Source organism: Candidatus Pseudothioglobus singularis PS1 (assembly GCF_001281385.1).
Taxonomy (GTDB): Bacteria; Pseudomonadota; Gammaproteobacteria; order PS1; family Pseudothioglobaceae; genus Pseudothioglobus; species Pseudothioglobus singularis.
In genome coordinates, this window is record NZ_CP006911.1 from 995938 (window position 1) to 1014612 (window position 18675).

General features: G+C 39.9%; 16 protein-coding genes. 7 read left to right on the forward strand and 9 right to left on the reverse strand.

Annotated features, from left to right (window positions below):
- Positions 1-119: 119 nt before the first annotated feature.
- From W908_RS05105 to W908_RS05125, 5 genes are read left to right on the forward strand one after another with little or no spacing between them, the layout of a single operon-like run.
- Entirely contained in the window at positions 120-1142 is a 1023-nt protein-coding gene (locus W908_RS05105; RefSeq protein ID WP_053820206.1) for a tagatose 1,6-diphosphate aldolase, read from the forward strand.
- Entirely contained in the window at positions 1139-2515 is a 1377-nt protein-coding gene (locus W908_RS05110) for a hypothetical protein (protein ID WP_053820207.1), read from the forward strand. Before W908_RS05105 ends, W908_RS05110 begins: the two co-directional genes overlap by 4 nt.
- A complete protein-coding gene (locus tag W908_RS05115; RefSeq protein WP_053820208.1) occupies positions 2512-3600 on the forward strand; it encodes a Gfo/Idh/MocA family protein in 1089 nt (362 codons plus the stop codon). The genes W908_RS05110 and W908_RS05115 overlap by 4 nt, the downstream gene beginning before the upstream one ends.
- A 36-nt stretch (positions 3601-3636) precedes the next feature.
- On the forward strand, positions 3637-4542 hold the full coding sequence (locus W908_RS05120) for a carbohydrate kinase family protein (protein WP_053820209.1): 906 nt from the start codon (positions 3637-3639) through the stop codon (positions 4540-4542).
- Between the two features lies 1 nt (position 4543).
- Positions 4544-5470: an NAD(P)-dependent oxidoreductase gene (locus W908_RS05125; protein WP_082345016.1), complete on the forward strand. Its 927-nt coding sequence runs from the start codon at positions 4544-4546 to the stop codon at positions 5468-5470.
- Here the strand turns inward: W908_RS05125 and glpK are convergent.
- A complete protein-coding gene (gene glpK, locus W908_RS05130; RefSeq protein ID WP_053820210.1) occupies positions 5467-6966 on the reverse strand; it encodes a glycerol kinase GlpK in 1500 nt (499 codons plus the stop codon). The two genes, W908_RS05125 and glpK, sit on opposite strands and share 4 nt — an antisense overlap.
- Before the next feature lie 122 nt (positions 6967-7088).
- On the opposite strand from glpK, the gene W908_RS05135 reads away from it, so the two are divergent.
- Together W908_RS05135 and W908_RS05140 are read left to right on the forward strand one after the other, a co-directional pair.
- Complete coding sequence (locus W908_RS05135) at positions 7089-7880, forward strand: IclR family transcriptional regulator (protein WP_053820211.1); 792 nt, start codon at positions 7089-7091, stop codon at positions 7878-7880.
- Positions 7881-7891: 11 nt separating this feature from the next.
- On the forward strand, positions 7892-8950 hold the full coding sequence (locus W908_RS05140; protein WP_053820212.1) for an ABC transporter ATP-binding protein: 1059 nt from the start codon (positions 7892-7894) through the stop codon (positions 8948-8950).
- A 2-nt stretch (positions 8951-8952) separates the two neighbouring features.
- Here W908_RS05140 and W908_RS05145 read toward each other — a convergent pair whose 3' ends face one another.
- The 8 genes from W908_RS05145 to W908_RS05180 are packed head-to-tail and all read right to left on the reverse strand — an operon-like array spanning position 8953 to position 18674.
- Positions 8953-10860, reverse strand: coding sequence for a beta-galactosidase (locus tag W908_RS05145; protein WP_053820213.1), 1908 nt, complete (start codon positions 10858-10860; stop codon positions 8953-8955).
- A 7-nt stretch (positions 10861-10867) separates the two neighbouring features.
- Complete coding sequence (locus tag W908_RS05150) at positions 10868-11731, reverse strand: SMP-30/gluconolactonase/LRE family protein (protein ID WP_020024093.1); 864 nt, start codon at positions 11729-11731, stop codon at positions 10868-10870.
- On the reverse strand, positions 11731-12336 hold the full coding sequence (locus W908_RS05155) for a 2-dehydro-3-deoxy-6-phosphogalactonate aldolase (protein ID WP_053820214.1): 606 nt from the start codon (positions 12334-12336) through the stop codon (positions 11731-11733). The genes W908_RS05150 and W908_RS05155 overlap by 1 nt, the downstream gene beginning before the upstream one ends.
- Positions 12336-13256, reverse strand: a complete 921-nt coding sequence (locus W908_RS05160; protein WP_053820215.1) for a 2-dehydro-3-deoxygalactonokinase — start codon at positions 13254-13256, stop codon at positions 12336-12338. The genes W908_RS05155 and W908_RS05160 overlap by 1 nt, the downstream gene beginning before the upstream one ends.
- A 6-nt stretch (positions 13257-13262) precedes the next feature.
- On the reverse strand, positions 13263-14033 hold the full coding sequence (locus W908_RS05165) for an SDR family NAD(P)-dependent oxidoreductase (protein ID WP_053820216.1): 771 nt from the start codon (positions 14031-14033) through the stop codon (positions 13263-13265).
- Complete coding sequence (locus W908_RS05170; protein WP_053820217.1) at positions 14033-15748, reverse strand: IlvD/Edd family dehydratase; 1716 nt, start codon at positions 15746-15748, stop codon at positions 14033-14035. Before W908_RS05170 ends, W908_RS05165 begins: the two co-directional genes overlap by 1 nt.
- Positions 15745-17826 carry an alpha-galactosidase gene (locus W908_RS05175; RefSeq protein ID WP_053820218.1) on the reverse strand — a complete coding sequence of 694 codons (2082 nt, stop codon included), beginning with the start codon at positions 17824-17826 and terminating at the stop codon, positions 15745-15747. The genes W908_RS05170 and W908_RS05175 overlap by 4 nt, the downstream gene beginning before the upstream one ends.
- Complete coding sequence (locus tag W908_RS05180; RefSeq protein ID WP_020028264.1) at positions 17826-18674, reverse strand: carbohydrate ABC transporter permease; 849 nt, start codon at positions 18672-18674, stop codon at positions 17826-17828. The genes W908_RS05175 and W908_RS05180 overlap by 1 nt, the downstream gene beginning before the upstream one ends.
- Position 18675 lies beyond the last annotated feature (1 nt).

Genomic DNA, 18675 nt, shown 5'->3' on the forward strand with positions numbered 1-18675 from the left:
ATTGGAGTATACATGAATTCATATATAGCAGTAAAATAATCCTATCGTTTTTGGTACACTGTTCCAATATATGAAACTCTGTATTCTTTAACACTTTATTCTAATCTTATATATCAATAATGAATACTCAAAATTTAGGAAAACTGATCCATCTAAAGAAACTTTGCACTGAAAATAATCACTTTCAAATGCTTGCTGTAGATCAAAGACCACCAATCTTTAACATCATATCTCAAGCAACAGGAAAAAAGCATACATACTCACAAGTAGTTGAATGTAAAAAGCTCATAACCTCTCATATGTCAGAGTTTGCTACAGCCATTCTAATGGATCCTCACTATTCTTTGTCTAATCTTCTTTCGTTCAATAAGTCAAAAGGCCTTGTGATTACTTTAGAGGAGCACAGTTTTACAGAAACTAAGAAAGGAAGATACTCTAAAAATATCCCTAATTGGAGTGTTGAAAAAATTAAAAGAGCTGGAGGAGATGCAGTAAAAGTACTTGCTTGGTATAGACCAGATGCAGAGTCTAAATCAATTGAACACCAAAAAAACTACGTTAGAGAAATCGGTCAAGAGTGTGAAAAGTATAGTATCCCTTTTTTACTTGAGCTTCTTGTATATCCGTTTCAAGATGATGAAAATCATACGACTGAATACCAAGAACAAAAACAGAAAAAAACCCAACACGTTATTGATAGTGTTAAAGAATTCGCTAAAGACGAATATAAAGTTGATATTTTTAAATTAGAGAGTCCTGTCGATAGCAGTCAACTTGAAGGCGAAATAAGTCAAGATACAAAAGCAGCATTCAAAGACCTCTCTTTAGCAACTAATAATAAACCATGGGTTGTGCTTTCCTCTGGAATGGGCAAGGATTCATTCTATAAGTGTTTAGAGCTTGCCTACAAAAATGGGGCCTCAGGATATCTTGCAGGGAGAACTATCTGGCTTGATGCCTTCAACCAATATCCAAATATTAAGCAAGTCGAAGAAGGTTTAAAAAAAGACTCTAGAAGCTATGTTAATAAGTTAAATGAATTAACTGCCTCAAATGCTCAATCTCTTGAAACTTATTTTAATAATGGATTTAAAATTGAAAGCCCTGAACAATTTACAAAAGAATTTGGAGGTTTTGAATGATTGGATATTTAGCACTTGCAAGGGAAACCTTTGATGTTGAGTTTGCTGAGTCAAAATTCAGTAACGCCAAGTCACTTTTATTGTCGCTATCTCCGAGTGCAATTGGCTTTAATGAGCTCATTACGAATGATGAAGATGCCAGTAAAGCTTTAACATTTTTTAAAAGTAACCCCTGTGACAAAATTTTTCTCTTTCAAACAACCTTTACAGACGCTAAATTTCTCTTAAATTTTGCTCAAGAAATCAACAAACCCATTTGCATCGTCTCATTTCCAGAGCCAAGAACGGGTGGAAGATTAAGGCTCAACTCGATTTGTGGCCTCAACCTGGGTATGCACTCATTAATAAAGAACAGCATTACTCCAGAATTTGTCATCATGGAGTCTGATGAAAAAGTCAATGAGTCCTCATTTCTAGGTTTTATAAGCGGCACAGCTGAAGTTGATCAACTGTCTTGGAAAGAAGCAACGATTAGTAACAATCACGCTGATTTTGATTACACTATTGACAAGCAAACTATAGGAATTATTGGAACTAGGCCTGAAGGCTTTGATACCTGTGACTATGACTCCAACGAGGTAACGAGTAAGCTCAATGTGTCCCTGATAGATCTCGAGCTTGAAGACCTTTTTGATGAAGCCAAAGAAGTTGAAGCAGATACTATTCTTAAAACCAAGAGCACTGTTTCAAGTTATCTTCAAGGAACCGAGGATCTCGTTCAAGAAGAATTTGATAAAAGCCTTTCAATCTATCATGGTCTTGAGAGTTTAAAAGATAAGCACAATCTTGACGCCTTTGCGATACGATGCTGGCCAGAGACTTTCACAGAGTATGGATGCGCTTCATGTGGACCGATGGCAATGATGAATGAAAAAAAAGTAAGCTGCGCTTGCGAGGCAGACGTACTTGGAGGAATTAGCTGCAACATACTTAACCAAATGAATGACAGCCCTTCCCTTCTCGTAGATATTGTTGACGTTGACAAAGCTGACAATTCCTTGGTATTTTGGCATTGTGGTTTAGCCCCAATCAGTATGGCAAAAAAAGGTACTGCTAAATCTGGAATTCACTCTAATAGAAGAAAACCCCTGCTTCATGATTTCAGTCTTAAGGAGGGTGAAATAACTATATTTAGAGTTTCAAAAGCTCGAAACACACTTCAATTTTTCATTATGAAGGGCAAGGTCATTGATAGACCAAACTCTTTTTCTGGAACCTCTGGAGTAATTAGTCTGGGTGAGAATAGTCCACAAAAATTAGAGGAAATGTTTAAAGGTGGACTTGAGCACCATGTTGCATTTACTTATGGTGATATATCTGATCAATTAATTCATTTTGGTCAGCAAATGAATATACCCACATATACGCTATGACAGAAAAACTAAAATATGCCATTATTGGTGCAGGGTGTATGGGCCAAGAGCACATACTTAATATAGATATTATTGATGATGCTGAGGTTGTTGCATTGTGCGATACTAGTGAAAAATCTATCAAGGAATCTCTTGACTTACTTAATAATGATGTTGCTATTTTTGATAATTACATTGACCTTGTAGAGGCCAACATTGCAGATGCATTTATCATTGCAACACCCAACTTTACGCACATTGAAGTTTTGAAAGAAGTAATGAAATCAGAAGCTCATCTGCTGATAGAAAAGCCGCTCTGTACAACTGTTAAGGACTGTCAAGAATTTGAAAAATTGGCAGTAGACTATCCGGGTGTTATTTGGACTGCGATGGAATATCGCTATATGCCACCTGTCCAAAGAATGATTAAAGAGATTCATAACAAAACTATCGGTGATTTAAAAATGCTCTCTATTCGTGAGCACCGCTTTCCATTTCTTCATAAAGTTGATGACTGGAACCGCTTCGCTATAAAGACTGGAGGCACTCTGGTTGAAAAGTGTTGCCACTTTTTTGACCTAATGAGACTGATTGCTCAAAGTGAACCTCTAAAAGTTTATGCGAGTGGCAATCAAGACGTTAACCATCTAGACGAGTCCTATGACGGAGAAACACCTGATATTCTTGATAATGCGTTTGTCATTGTTGACTTTGAGAATGGAGTCAGAGCATTCCTAGACTTGTGTATGTTTGCAGAAAACTCCGACTATCAAGAGGAGTTGTGCGCAGTAGGTTCTGTAGGAAAAGTAGAAACTGAAGTGCCATCAAATTCCTCCGGAATTACAAACTCGGACATCAGAATTGGACTCAGAGAAAATCAAACTGCACTCAAAGAAAACATAACTGTTGATGCTAAAATCCATCAGGCAGGACACCATCATGGCTCAACATACTATGAACACACCTCGTTCATCAGCGCTATTCGCAACAACACCAAACCAGAAGTCTCGCTCAACGATGGCCTCATTGCAGTTGCAATTGGTGAGGCCGCAGAAATCTCTATCAAAGAAGGAAGGGTTGTCCAGATGAGTGAATTTAACCTCTAGCAACACCCGCCACCTATTTTCATTACAATTGACCCCATGATTACTTGCGTTGGCCCTATTTTTCTAGACAGAGTTGTCAAAATTGATCGCTTTCCTGAAAAGCCAATCAAAATGGTAGCAAATGGACTAGAGAAGCGCCTCGGTGGGCCTGCTCCTGTTGCGAGCTTTGCCATTAGTTCTCTTGGCGGTAATGTAGAATTTATTGGCAGATTTGGGAGTGATGATGCCGCTGATTTTTTAAAGTCAGAGTTTATTAAATCTGGCATCCCAACTCTTAAATCCATCACCGTTCAAGATGCTCAAACGTCACAAAGCCACATCTTTGAAGATAAAAAAGGTGAAAGAATGCTGGCAGTCTTCAATGAGGATAAGCTCATCAATGAAAAGACAATGCCTATTTTTGATTTTTCTATTGGACAGTCTTATCTTGTGGACACCAACTGGATTGAAGCAGCCCATTACGTTGCAGTTCATTGTCAAAATAATAAGCTCAATTGTGTTGTTGATCTTGATAATTTCTCTAATAGCACTCTTCTTGAAGAGGTAGTCAATCTCTCGTCCCATCCAATTTTTTCTGAAATTGGCTTGAATCGATACACAAACAACACACCTATCATAGAAGCACTAAAAAGTCTCTATCAAAGTAACCCAAAATTTTATGCGGTAACCCAAGGATCTAAAGGCGTTTATTGGATCGACAATGGAGAAATTTTTCATTGTGACTCACCCCTCGTTGAAGTAAAAGAAACGAATGGTGCTGGAGATGTTTTTCATGGCGCTTTTGCTCATTTCATTACTACTAAACCCATACAAGAGGCAATCGAACTTGCAACAGCCACAGCATCGCTAAAGTGCACAATGATAGGCGGCATTAATAATCTGCCCAACTCTAACGACGTGGCAGAGTTTTCAAACAAATTACAACCTTCTAGAAAAATTTAAAATGAAAAAAGTACTCATAACAGAATTCATGGAACAGGACAGTGTTGACAAAATGTCTAAACATTTTGAGGTCACTTATGATACAAACCTTCACGAGAATCTTGATAATTTAAGTTCTCTAATAGTGGATACAGATGCTGTCATTGTTCGAAATAAGACTCAGCTTAATGAAGCCCTACTTGCTAATGCAAAAAACTTGAGGTTTGTTGGAAGGCTTGGCGTTGGTTTAGATAATATTGACACTGAGTTCTGCTCTAATAACAATATCTTAGTGCAGCCAGCTTCAGGTATGAATGCAGATTCTGTTGCTGAATACGTCATTACATGCGCCCTTTCTCTATTAAAAAATATCCCAATTGCACACAATGGAACCTCGTCGGGTCAATGGCCTAGAACCTCGATCGAGTCAAGGGAGTTAGGTGGAAAAACTCTTGGGTTACTCGGCTTTGGTGTAATCGGTAAAAAAGTTTCTAAATTAGCTCAAATTTTTGGAGCAGAGGTGATTGCCTATGACCCTTTTGTTTCTCAAGCGGATGCTAATGAGCATCAAGTTTCATTAGTTAAGCAGGAAGAGCTTTATAGTCTTTCGGATGTCATTTCGATTCATCTCCCACTGACTGATGAGACAAGCGATTTAATTAATGAAAATACTTTTAATTTAATGAGAAAAAATCCAATCATTATTAATTCATCTAGAGGAACAATTGTCAACGAGAATGACTTACTAGCGGCCTATCATGAAAATGTAATTAGTGGCTTTGCGCTCGATGTTTATAGCTCAGAACCAGTTAAAGCCGAATTCTATGATGAAATCTCTAACTCAATGAACTGCATCCTTACTCCTCACACTTCGGGAGTTACATCTGAGTCCAACGTGAGAGTCAGTCAATTTATTGCTGAAAAGACGATTAGTTTTCTAGGAAATTAATGATTAGACAAAGTTCGCTTGACAGCATTCTTCCATCCAGCGAGTTTTTTATCTCTTTCGTTGTCTGACATCTTTGAATTAAACTGACTCTCAGATTTCCATGATTTAGCAAAATCTTCCATGGTTGGGTAAAAACCGATTTGCATACCTGCCAAATAAGCAGCTCCAAGTGCTGTTGTCTCTAGGTTCTTTGGTCTATCAACTGGGAGCTGAAGCAAATCTGAAAGCGTTTGCATTGTCCAGTTTGAAGCTGCCATACCGCCATCCACTCTAATCGCACTCAGCTTATGATCGCCTAGATCTTTGGAAATTGCATTAAGCAGATCTGAGGTTTGGTAGCAAACAGACTCAAGTGTAGCCTTTGTAATTTCAGCTGGACCCGTACCTCTCGTAATGCCATAAAGTGCTCCGCGACAATCTGGATCCCAATAAGGCGCCCCAAGTCCCACGAAAGCTGGTACAAGATAAACGTCTTGAGATAAATCTGCTTGCATTGCTAATGAGTCAGACTGATCAGCTGATTCTATGATTTGGAGTCCATCTCGAAGCCATTGAACAGCAGCGCCAGCTACAAATATTGAACCCTCTAGAGCGTAGCAGGTTTTGCTATTAACTTGGAAAGCTAGGGTAGTCAGCAACTTATTATTAGATTTTATCGGCTGATTCCCTGTATTTATTAATACAAAGCAACCCGTTCCATACGTAGACTTGACCATTCCAGGCTCAAAACATGCCTGGCCCACAAGAGCAGAGGGCTGATCACCTATCATAGCTGAAATAGGAATTTCAGTTCCAAAAATTGATTTATGGGCCATAGCAAAGCTTGCTGCATTATCTTTTACTTGGGGAAGCATTGTGATAGGGATATTAAAAAGTTCTAGCATATCCTTATCCCAACAGCCTTCATGAATATTGTATAAAAGCGTTCGACAGGCATTGGTCGCGTCAGTTGAATGGACCTCTTGATTACTTAATCGCCAAAGCAGAAAACTGTCAATTGTTCCAAAAAGTAATTCCCCATCATTCGCTTTTCTTCTGGCTCCCTCAACGTTATCTAAAATCCAGGCTATTTTAGTGCCACAAAAATAAGGGTCAAGCAGAAGACCCGTTTTATTAGTGACAAGATCCTCGTGTCCAAGGTCCCGTAACTTCTGGCACTGATCTGACGTCCTACGATCTTGCCATACAATGGCATTATAGATCGCTTTGCCTGTCTTCTTATCCCATACGACTGTGGTCTCTCTTTGGTTAGTGATGCCTATTGCTGCAATCTGAGCGGGGTCAATTTTTGCTTTTTTAATAGCACTTTTACAGCTCTCAAGCGTTGATTCCCAAATCTCTTCAGGATCATGCTCAACCCATCCTGAATCAGGAAAAATTTGTGTAAATTCTTTCTGACCAATTCCAGCTATTTCATAGTTACTGTCAAACAGCACTCCCCTAGATGAAGTTGTTCCTTGATCAATAGATAAGATATATTTTTTAGGCTCGCTCATTCTACTTTTCCATATAATGGAACTAGGTTTTACTATTGTAAACTTAATCAAAAACAGTATACATTATCTGATAAAATTTAACTCAATAATGAGCATTTAAAAATTAATCAAAAGATTATATTATGACTATTGAAAAGAGAGGAGATGGAACGGTTGGTAAGGCACTAGATGTTTTAAGTGAAGTGGCTGAGATCGGCTCTCCCGTTAGATTTTCTAGCCTACTTAAAACTAGCAAATATCCAAAAGCAACCCTTTACAGACTTCTCCAAACGCTTCTTAACCAGGACATGCTCAGCTACAATGAAGAAGAGCAAACCTATAAATTAGGTCTAAAGCTTGTCAGAATGGCTCATTCTGCCTGGCTGCAAAGCTCGCTAGCACCAGTTGCGGTGCCATTTATTGATGAACTCTCGGCCAAAGTGGGTGAAACCGTTCACCTAGCTGAACTCGACAACGGTCAAGTCTTATATGTAGATAAACGAAACCCTGCTTCACCTATTGAAATGTACTCACAGGCAGGCAAAGTTGGTCCTGCTTACTGTACGGGTGTAGGTAAGGCAATGATGGCCTTTTTAGAGGAGTCTGAACTTAGCAAAGTTATTTCTAAGCAAGCTTTCTTTAAGTATACAGATCACACAATTACCTCAGAGAAAGCCCTTAGAAAGGAGTTGACTATGATCAAAAAAGAAGGGATATCATTTGATCGTCAGGAGCATGAGGAAAAAATTATCTGTATCTCCTCTCCTATCCTTACATCCAATGGAAGAGTAATTGGGGGCCTCTCTATCACAAGCTCAACTGATATTCATAGTTTAGAAAGTCTTGAAAAATATAAACCTGAATTACTGGCAACTTCAGAGCAAATTGGCAAAGAGGCAGGCGCCTGGAGTTTCCCAGAAAAATCAATCAATTAATATAAATTACTATGGCATCATTAAAGATAAAAAACGCAACAAAGAAATATGATGATTTAGAGGTTATTCATGGCATCGATTTAGATATTCAGGATGGTGAATTTTGTGTTTTTGTTGGACCATCAGGTTGTGGTAAGTCTACCTTACTGAGAATGATATCTGGACTAGAGGATGTAACTAGTGGTGCAATTCATATTGGTGAAAATGATGTCACCTCGATGCACCCTGCCGATAGAGGGATTGCCATGGTGTTTCAGTCTTACGCACTTTATCCTCACATGACAGTCAGAGAAAATATGGGATTTGGGCTTAAGATGTCCAAGGTGCCTTCAAATGAAATTGATCAAAAAGTTAATGAGGCTGCAAGTATTCTTCATCTAGAAGAGTACCTAGACAGAAAACCTAAAACCTTGTCAGGTGGTCAAAGACAAAGAGTTGCCATTGGCAGATCAATTGTTAGAGGCCCTGAAGTGTTTTTATTTGATGAACCTTTATCGAACCTTGATGCAGAGCTCAGAGTAGAAATGCGTGTTGAAATTTCACGACTGCATCGTGAGCTTGGAACGACCATCATTTATGTCACCCATGATCAGGTTGAGGCGATGACATTAGCAGACAAAATAGTCATCCTTAAGGATGGACTCATCCAACAAGTAGGTTCACCCTTGTCTCTGTATGATGACCCAGAAAATGTTTTTGTTGCAGGGTTTATTGGTTCGCCAACTATTAACTTCGTCCAGGGCAGAGTAAACGGCGCAAAAATTATAGTTCCTAGTCTAGAGTCGCTCAAACTGAATGCCCCTAAAGATATAGATTCAAATCAATCAGAGCTATTAATTGGATTAAGACCTCAACACATTCAGATTTCAGGTTCGGGTGATCTTGAAGTTGAATTTACTGAGGCTCTAGGTGACGTCTCTTACTTATATCTTAAAACTCCAAATGGAGAAAGAATTGTTGTCGAATCAAGGGACGATAAATTGCCTAAAACAGCTGCAAAAGTTGGTATCAAGGTCGACACTTCAAGAGCTTTATTGTTTGACCCTAAAACTGAACTCAGAGTCAGATAAAACTAACCTTTGATTGACTCCCATATAACACCAGATGGCGGAATACAGACTGAGCCCACATTACACTCTTGATTACTGTAGTTAAACCAGAACCGATGCGTTAAGGTTTCGCGAACCCTGACACAGTCCTCTAATTTTGTTGTTGAAATATCTTTTGATTCGCAAACTCTAGAAAAAATCATTTTTAATGTCATCTGGTCTGCCCATCCAGCAATATAGATATTTTTTTCATGCCCAACAACAGCAGCCCTTCCATCTTCAGTCTCTTCAATGATGTTATCGTAATCGATTAATGTCTCCATCCAAGTTTTAAAGCTTCCAAGACCTTTAATTGAAATAAAAGCATTCGGTCGAAGTGTTTCAGCGCTAGCAACAGTAGCCTTGACTCCTGGAACGATGGGTGGAAGTTGAGAAGGAATAGACATATTAGTAGTTTTAGAGCCAGCCCTTGGACCCGATATAAGGACACCTTCAAATGACTCAATGGCGTCTTCTAATTCTCTACTAACACGCATTAAACCTGGCATAAGAACAACTTTATAGCCTTTGAGATCACTCTGATTTGGAGGCAAAATATCCACCGAAAGGCCAAGACTTCTCAGGGCCCTGTAATTGTCATAAACTAGTTCAAAATAATCAAAGCCTTTGCCTTGAGGTTGAATCTCCCATGCCCAACAACTTTCGTAGTCAAAAATAAGTGCGATCTTAGATTGAACTTGCTCAATATCTTTAAACTCTTTTAATTCAGAAGACACTTGAGAGGCTTGAGTGATTCCTGGGGCATTTTCGCCATCAGGTCTTTGAAGGCCAGCATGCATCTGCTCTTGAGCAAAAGGTGCTTGGCGCCATCGAAAGTAACTGACCACCTCTGCGCCATGTGCAATTGCCTCCCATGACCAAAGCCTAACAGCACCAGGGGCTGGTTCAGGGTTATATGGCGCCCAATTCACTGGGCCAGGCTGTTGCTCCATTACCCACCATCGACCTTGTCCAACGGTCCTATATAAATCATGATGAAAGGCCTGAAAATCAGGATCTCCATGGCGCATAAATCTGAGTTTAAATTCGTCATCTTGAGTTGAACGGTCCTCTAGAAAACCCAATGGATAGCTATCCCAGCTAGCTATATCTAGATCTTTACCAACATCGTAGTGATTAAAGTCTGTAATTCGACCCATGTAATTATGAATGAGAGGCATTTTTGTATACTGTCTCATAACTGACGCCTGACTTCGATTGAAGTTGACAACTTGGTCAGAACTAAACCTTTTAAAGTCAAGTTCATGGATTGGGTTAGGGTCTGTGACGGTCAAATTTGGAAGCCCAACCTGATCGAAACTATTGTACTCCATGGACCAAAAAACGTTTTTCCACGCTTTATTAAGCTGGTCAATTGATTCATATTTCTTGGCAATCCAATTCCTGAAGGCTTTTAGTGCTGATGGACTATATGATAGAGTAGTGTCGTGACAGCCATATTCATTATCTAACTGCCAGGCTTTGATGAAGGGGTTATTCCCATAACGTTCTGCAACGGCTTTTGAAATCCTGAGAGATTCTTCAAGGTAGCCTTCATGAGAGAAACAGTAATGCCTCCTTGATCCAAACTGACGAGACCTTCCTTCTACATCAACAAGAAGCATGTCAGGACATTTATCAACAACCCATCTTGGAGGAGCAGCTGTTGGCGTGCTCATCACTATATTAAGACCCACATTTCCAAGAATAGAGATAGCGCGATCTAGCCAATCAAAGTTTTGAACGCCTTGTTCTGGCTCTAAACGGCTCCATGCAAATTCACCGATTCGAACCCAGGATAAGCCAGCAGCAACCATTTCTTCAGCATCCTTTTGCCAGCGTTCTTCTGGCCAGTGCTCAGGATAATAACAACTTCCTAGTTTAGGTTTCATGACAGCCTCAGATCTTTACCTGATATTCAGCTAGACCAGCTATATCAGTTTTAAAGTGAAATACTTTACCAGCCATAGGCTCAGTTTTCAAATCATTATTATTTAATCCTTGAGATGCAGAAGTGATATACAAGGTATCAAAAAACTTCCCGCCAAGAGATGGGCATGTAACTTGAGATACTGGAACCTCTTCAACTCGATCCAGCCACCCTTCAGGACTATATCTCGCAACTCTAGAAGCGCCATACTGAGCATTCCAAATATAACCCTGGCTATCGCAGATAGAGCCATCTGGATGAAGCCCTTGAGCTTTAAGATTGATTAATATTGAGGGCTCATTGAGGGGCCAACCAGTCAATTGGTCTAGATCCTGCTTTAAGATTTTTTTTTGAGATGTATCAGTAAAATAAACAAACTTCCTATCAGGTGAAAAACAAATACTATTTGGAATAGTAATACCTTCATGTAATTTTTTTAGCTGACCTTGATGAAACCGATAAATCGAACCAGCACCTTGCTCTGCCTTAAGGCCCATTGTTCCTATCCAAAAACCGCCCCATGGATCAGCTCGGCCATCATTTGAGCGAGTATGGGGCATGTCAGCCTCTAAATCAATTAAAGTCTCCCTGGTGTCCTTTGAAATCGAGAACTTTATCAATGCGGATGCACTTGCAATAATGAGATGGTCATCATCAATCCAGCCTGCCGCTGAAACTGGCTCAGAAAATGTCCAAGTCTTCAGTATGGCATTCTTCCAGTTAAACATCTTGTGAGAGTTGATATCAAACCAGAACAGAGACTCTAGCCCTGGGTGCCAAAGAGGCCCCTCTCCCAGACTGCAAGGCTCTATTGGTAAGGACTCAGTGATCATTATTTAGCTTTATCATAGGATAAAACAATAGCCTTTGCTTTTTCATAAACAATTTCAGCGCTATCACCAGCTTTGTATAGTCCAGAGCCAATTCCAAAACCAGTTGCACCAGCATCAAACCATGATAAAAAGTTTTCTGGACCGACTCCTCCAACCATATACAAAGGAATGCCTTGCGGTAAAACTGCTCTCAATGCACTTAAATTAGCCTCCCCTAAAAGGGTAGCTGGAAAAAACTTTAAGCCATCAGCACCAGATTTCAAAGCTGAAAAACACTCTGTCGGTGAAATGACACCTGGAAAGCTCATCATTCCCATTTTTTTAGTTGCCTCTACCACCTCTGAGTCAAAATTTGGGGAAACAATAAAGCGAACCCCCCCAATGTCAGAGAGAGTTTCTACTTGTTTTGTATTGGTTACTGTTCCAGCACCAATCTGAATATCGTCCCTAAACTCATCACAAAGCAATTTGATGCTGTCAAAAACATCAGGTGAGTTCATAGGGACTTCGATTTGAGTGATTCCTGAATCCGCAATTGAATGAGCTACAGCCAAGACTTCATTCGGCTTAATTCCTCGAAGAATAGCAATTATCTCTCTTTTCATTATTCTGACTCAGAGTTAAGCTCTTTGTATGCTGAACTTAACCCAGAAAGGGTAGCTGCTTCAAGGCTAAATAATTGACTCTCTCCTCCAAGAATCTTGAGTCCTTGATGGTAATTATTCGACAGAAGTTCAGATCCAATGAGTGTAACGTTGTTGTTTTTCCAATAGCTTTGAGCGCCATTAAGCTCTAGCCCTAATAGAAGACCTGATAACCGTGATCTGGCTTCATCTCTATCTAAATCATTAACAATAGACTCAGATCGTAACGAAAAAAGATCAGAGCCAATTGAGCCTGGGTTTTCAAAGCCTTCATGGATACCTATTTCAAAGCTGGCTTGATTCCATCCCTTTATTGAGGTGGAATGTCTAATCAGTGTGTGATTTGAAATTACACCAAAAAGTTCTCCAGTCATATAAGTTTTAAAGCTTGTTATATGTCTATCTTTAATGCTTACCCATTTTGCATGTGTCCCAGGAAGGCAAACAACGCCATTAAAGTTTGGATTTTCATTAATAAATCCTGCAATTTGAGTTTCTTCACCTCTCATAATGTCAGCAGGTTGGTGCTGCATTACACCAGGAACTAAATAGACCTTAATGTGCGTATTCTTGGTACTTGCAATAGTTAACTGGCTATTGTCGATTGGGACACAAGGCACTTTTAAATACGGCGTTTCCACCCAGCCCTGTTTGGCCCCAACCATGCCGCATGCCATCACATTTGTCACTTTATTGTCATCGAGCCAGTTTTCGATGAGTCTCAATAGTACGGGCTCAAATTCATTTTGTTGAAGGTCTTTCATTCCTTCATTTGACTCCCTATATGCCAAAACACTGTCATTATCTCCAATTGCCCAAGCGCGCATATGAGTTGTTCCCCAATCAGCAGCAATCCATTTCGCTTTTATGTCCATCATCATTCTTTTTTATCCTGTAACTGCAACGCCGCCATCTACCACTAATGCCTGTCCAGTCATCATTCGAGATGCATTGGAAGCCAAGAATAATGCTGAGTCAATTAAATCATTAGGCATTAGGTGCTCCTTAATGCATTGTTTTTCCATAGTAACTGCCAAATCTTTTTCATTGGCCCAAAGCTTTAACTGTCTCTCAGTTAGAACCCATCCAGGAATCAGCGTATTCACTCTAATTCCATCAGGACCAAGCTCTCTCGCTAAACTCCTGGTAAGGCCTGTAATTCCAGCTTTAGAAGTAACATAAGCAGGTAGCCCAGCATTTCCTGTTAAATAGGAGTTAGATGAAAAATTAATGATGCTACCACCACCCTGAGACTTCATCATTGGAGCTACAGCTTGAGCTGAAAAGAAATGTGGCTTTAAATTAATATTGATTGCCTCATCCCATTCTGCTGAGGTCATCTCCTCAAGCGTGTGACGAGTATCATTTGCCGCATTATTAATGAGCACATTTATTCCACCGTTGACTTTGCTTGCATGAGCTATTGCGTTCTTTAGATCATCTGTTCGAGTAATATCGCATTTTATAAATAATGGCTTGTACTTATACTGTGAAGAAACTTTGCTTAAAAATTCATCACAATCAGACCTTTGAACAAAGGCTACTTTGGCTCCTTGAGATAAAAATCCTTCAGTAATGGAGGCGCCAATCCCAGAGCCTCCTCCAGTTATAAAAACAGAAGTATCTTCTAAATCTTTAAAGGTTGCATAATTTTGCATTAGTGTGATTCTCGCGATGGTAGGCGGGTATCTTTTCCCACCAGAAAGTCTAAGTCTGCACCTTTGTCAGCCTGCATGACGTTATCAATATAAAGCTTTGCATAGCCGCGAGTGTAGTTCTCTTTTGGCTGCTTTCTAGATTTTAAGCGCTTTTCAATTTCAGATTCTGGAACGAGAAGCTCAAGCAAGCCTTGACTCACATTAATTTGAATTCGATCGCCAGTCTCAACAATTGAAATCGGTCCACCCACATTTGCCTCAGGAGCAACATGAAGAACTATGGTTCCAAATGCTGTGCCTGACATTCGTGCATCTGAAATACGAATCATATCCCTCACGCCCTGCTCAACAAGTACCTTAGGGATTGGCATATTGCCAACTTCTGGCATTCCAGGATAGCCCTTGGGGCCACACCCTTTTAGAACTAGAATTGTATTTTTTGTAACAGGAAGATCAGGCCTATCAATATTAGCTTTCATATCCTCAATATCTTCAAATACATACGCCAAGCCTTCATGCTTAAGCAAATCTTCTGTTGCAGCTGCTGGCTTAATGATTGCACCATCTGGCGCTAAGTTTCCTCTAAGAACCTTTAAGCCAGCAGATGCTTTAAGAGGGGCGTTAAAAGTTTTAATGACATCTTTATTTAATATTTCAGCCTCATCAAAATAATGAGTAATGTCTTTATTGAGAATTGTATTTGCTGGCTTAATATGGCTTCTGATCTGATCCATAACAGCTGGGATACCACCTGCATAACAAAAATCTTCCATAAGATATTTGCCTGAAGGCATCAGATTGACTAGCAATGGAATATCTTCAGCCTTTTCGAAGTCTGCTAAGTTAAGCTCAATTTCTGCCCTTCCTGCTAACGCCAATAAGTGAATAACTGAATTTGTAGATCCACCAATCGCACTGTTAAGGGTGATTGCGTTTTGGAAGCTTTCTTTGGTTAAAACTTTTGACAAGTTGAGCTCCTCTTCAACCATCTCTACAATTCTTTTTCCAGATAAATGAGCAAGCGTCATTCTCCTTGCGTCAACTGCTGGAAGTGTGGCATTAGTTGGCAAACTAAGGCCCATTCCTTCAACAAGACTGGCCATCGTAGAAGCTGTTCCCATTGTCATACAAACTCCAGACGAGCGGCTCATCCCAGTTTCAGCAGCCATAAATTCTTTTAATGTCATATCTCCAGCTCTTACCTCTTCTGAAAAACGCCATACATCGGTACCAGAGCCAATATCTTGTCCTTTATATTTGCCATTAAGCATGGGGCCTGAAGAAACAACAATAGTTGGCAAATCGACACTTGCCGCACCCATCAGTTGCCCAGGTGTCGTTTTATCACAGCCGCCCAATAGAACAACCCCATCTATTCCATATGCTCTAATACTCTCCTCTACATCCATCGATAAAAGATTTCTAAATAACATAGCGGTAGGTTTCATTTGAGTCTCACCTAAAGACATCACTGGAAACTCTAGAGGCACACCCCCTGCCTCCCAAACACCTCGCTTTACTCCTTCTGCTAGTTTTCTTAAGCCAGCATTGCAAGGGGTAAGCTCTGACCAGGTATTACATATTCCGATAATTGGTCGACCGTCGAAAACATGGTCTGGAAGGCCTTGACTCTTCATCCAGCTGCGATGAATAAAGCCATCTTTATCCATTTTTCCGTACCAGTTTGATGAGCGTCGTTTGTTAGTTTTACTCATGCAGCTATATCTCCCTCAATGACCAACATATTTGCAGGAAAAACTTTAGGAAGTTGTATACCTTGAGTCATCAAAAATTGACCACTTAGCTTTAATGTTTTGGTTAAAAGACCCTCTTCCAATTTACTCAACGAATTAATTTCTTTTTTGTTAACAAGAGAAACATTATACATCGTCATTGGGTTTAACCCCTCAAGCAACAAAGGAGTTGGAGAGCTAAATTTTGATGAAATACTTTGGCCCACAAAAACTACAAAATGATCTAGGCTAGCGTTAACTTGAATTTCAGCCATCACACTTTCATCAATACTGGGTAAACGGAAAATACTCGCCTCTACCATCCATTGGCGGTTGGCCTTCCACCAGGTAGTTACTGATTTAAGTAAGTCTTTGTCTTGTGAGTTCAATTCACGAGGATCCATTTCAAAACCCATGTGTCTTTGGGCGGCAACCCAAGCCCTAAATGACATAGATAATTCGCGTCCAGAGGTGTGGCAAATCTTAGGACCTACATGACTTCCAGTTACAGATATAGGAAGCCACAACAAAGCTTCATGTTGAATACGTAGCCTTTCTAGAGCATCATTACTGTCTGACAGCCAAACCCTTTGAGCATATCTCAAAATACCATAATCAATGCGGCCACCGCCTGAGGAACAAGACTCAATCTCAACCTCTGGGTGTGAGTCACGAATCCGGTTCAGAAGCAGGTAAAGAGATCGTGTTTGGGACGCATCTGGATAGGGCAAAACTCGATTATGATCCCACTTAATATATTCAATTGGATAAACTTCAAGCAAAGCGCTGACCCTCTCAAAGAGATAATCTTGAACCTCTTTCAATGAGATATCAAGAACTAACTGGCCTCTTCCAAGCAATTGATCCTCATCTCCCATGATCCAATTTGGATGCTGACGATACAAGTCGCTATCAGGACTCACCATTTCTGGCTCAAACCATAACCCAAAAGTCATACCCAGAGACTGAATATGATTAACCAATGGGCTTAGCCCATGTGGATATTTAATTTCATCAACAGTCCAGTCGCCAAGGCTAGAATGGGCATTATGGCGACCCTTAAACCATCCATCATCCAGTACAAATCTCTCAGCTCCAATATCAAAAGCGAGGCTTGCTATTTCTTTTAATTGGTCAACATTATGGTCAAAATAGATAGCCTCCCAGCAATTGTAATGGACAGGTCTCAATTTATCCTTAGAAAAATTAACAATAGATTCTGCTACATGCGATCTAAATGCCTTACCAATTCCACTTAATCCCTCTGAAGAGTGACTAATAAATAATTCTGCCGTTTCAAAACTCTTACCCGGACTAAGCTCACTATTTTCAGTATTACCAAATTGAATCTGTCTTCGTCCATCTGGAAGCTGCTCTGCTATCATTCGATGCCCGCCAGACCAGCCATAATGAAAACCATAGCAAGAACCTAAATTTTCTGAGCAAGCCTTAGAAGGAATGATTAAACCAGGGAAATTAGCGTGGCTCGTTGTGCCAGATCTTGACTCCCTCATGTGCACTCCTGTGACCCACGGTGTTAATTGTTTTCTGAATTCTCCGCCCCACTGTCCTCCATAATCAATCATCTCATTACTGCTCTGAGAAGCAGCAATAACAGGGGTAGACAACCACTCCATATTGATTGGATTGTCACTTTCAATCTTGGCACTCAAAGCAAAAATATCATTACTTGAATAGGCAGTTATTGAAGCTATATAGGTTAAGCCTAGTGCTTTGTCAATATAGGTCAAAGCTAGTAGGTTATTATTAACCACTTCACTTTGAAAAATAAAATGAGGCGATAGGATTTGACCATTAATATCTCTTATCTTGCATCCAAGCTGTCCAGTAAAGTTAGCAGACTGTTCAGGAAGGATTGATAGATCAGGAACCTTATCTAATAAGTTATCACCCCAATCTTTTTTGGAGGCTTCAATTAGATCTTCTAAACTTTCATCGCCCGGTAATTTCTGACCCCAATAAATTAGGCACGGAACCCTATTGTCCAAAGATGACAATACTAGCGTTTGGTTATCAGTATCTAGGCGCCAGTGTTTCATTACTTCACAGCTCCTAAAGTTAAACCAGCAATAAAATGCTTCTGCATTAAAAAGAACATTAGTACTGGAGGTAGGGCTGCTATTATCGAGCCAGCCGATACAAGATGCTGATTATAAACCCATTGTCCATTAAGAGAGTTTAAGCCTGCTGTAACAGGCATTGCATCTGCACCCTGAGTTAACACAAGAGCCCAAAAATAATCATTCCAAATAAATGTAAAAATAAGAACTGACAAAGCCGCCATGGCTGGTCGCATCAATGGAAGAACGACATACCAAAAAATTTTAAACTCCGACACGCCTTCAACCCTAGCTGCCTCAATTAGCTCAAATGGAAGAGCGCGAATAAAGTTGCGCATGAAAAAGGTACAAAAGCCAGTCTGAAATGCAATATGAAAAACAACCAGCCCCCAAACTGAGTTATACAATCCAAGAGAGAGTGATAGGTCTCTTACGGGAACCATGAGTATTTGAAAAGGAATAAAGTTGCCAGCAACAAACATAAAAAAGACAAATAGGTTCAGTTTGAAACGGTAAACACCCAGTGCAAAACCTGTAAGGCTTGATAAAACTAATGCGCCAATCACGGTTGGAATAGTTATTTTAAAACTATTTAAAATGTAGTAACCAAGGGGAGAATCTGTAAAAACAGCGGTGTAGTTTTCAATAAAGTTAATTGAAGTTGGCATTCCCCAGTAGTTTCCTGAATTAATATCTGCTCCAGAGCGTATCGAAGTTAAAGCGACAGCTATGAGCGGAAGAAGCCAAATAATAATAGATAGAGGAAGTGCTATCTTGTAGATCAGTTGAGTTGATGGCTTGGTTCTCTCAATGGGTGTTGGAAACATA

What these genes read in the sequence shown, in the direction of transcription:
- W908_RS05180 (WP_020028264.1), bottom strand. Translation starts at nt 18,674, where the DNA reads ATGTTTCCAACACCCATTGAGAGAACCAAGCCATCAACTCAACTGATC.
- W908_RS05165 (WP_053820216.1), bottom strand. Translation starts at nt 14,033, where the DNA reads ATGCAAAATTATGCAACCTTTAAAGATTTAGAAGATACTTCTGTTTTT.
- W908_RS05120 (WP_053820209.1), top strand. Translation starts at nt 3,637, where the DNA reads ATGATTACTTGCGTTGGCCCTATTTTTCTAGACAGAGTTGTCAAAATT.
- W908_RS05125 (WP_082345016.1), top strand. Translation starts at nt 4,544, where the DNA reads ATGAAAAAAGTACTCATAACAGAATTCATGGAACAGGACAGTGTTGAC.
- W908_RS05160 (WP_053820215.1), bottom strand. Translation starts at nt 13,256, where the DNA reads ATGATGATGGACATAAAAGCGAAATGGATTGCTGCTGATTGGGGAACA.
- W908_RS05150 (WP_020024093.1), bottom strand. Translation starts at nt 11,731, where the DNA reads ATGATCACTGAGTCCTTACCAATAGAGCCTTGCAGTCTGGGAGAGGGG.
- W908_RS05135 (WP_053820211.1), top strand. Translation starts at nt 7,089, where the DNA reads ATGACTATTGAAAAGAGAGGAGATGGAACGGTTGGTAAGGCACTAGAT.
- W908_RS05105 (WP_053820206.1), top strand. Translation starts at nt 120, where the DNA reads ATGAATACTCAAAATTTAGGAAAACTGATCCATCTAAAGAAACTTTGC.
- W908_RS05145 (WP_053820213.1), bottom strand. Translation starts at nt 10,860, where the DNA reads ATGAAACCTAAACTAGGAAGTTGTTATTATCCTGAGCACTGGCCAGAA.
- W908_RS05175 (WP_053820218.1), bottom strand. Translation starts at nt 17,826, where the DNA reads ATGAAACACTGGCGCCTAGATACTGATAACCAAACGCTAGTATTGTCA.
- W908_RS05110 (WP_053820207.1), top strand. Translation starts at nt 1,139, where the DNA reads ATGATTGGATATTTAGCACTTGCAAGGGAAACCTTTGATGTTGAGTTT.
- glpK (WP_053820210.1), bottom strand. Translation starts at nt 6,966, where the DNA reads ATGAGCGAGCCTAAAAAATATATCTTATCTATTGATCAAGGAACAACT.
- W908_RS05170 (WP_053820217.1), bottom strand. Translation starts at nt 15,748, where the DNA reads ATGAGTAAAACTAACAAACGACGCTCATCAAACTGGTACGGAAAAATG.
- W908_RS05140 (WP_053820212.1), top strand. Translation starts at nt 7,892, where the DNA reads ATGGCATCATTAAAGATAAAAAACGCAACAAAGAAATATGATGATTTA.
- W908_RS05115 (WP_053820208.1), top strand. Translation starts at nt 2,512, where the DNA reads ATGACAGAAAAACTAAAATATGCCATTATTGGTGCAGGGTGTATGGGC.
- W908_RS05155 (WP_053820214.1), bottom strand. Translation starts at nt 12,336, where the DNA reads ATGAAAAGAGAGATAATTGCTATTCTTCGAGGAATTAAGCCGAATGAA.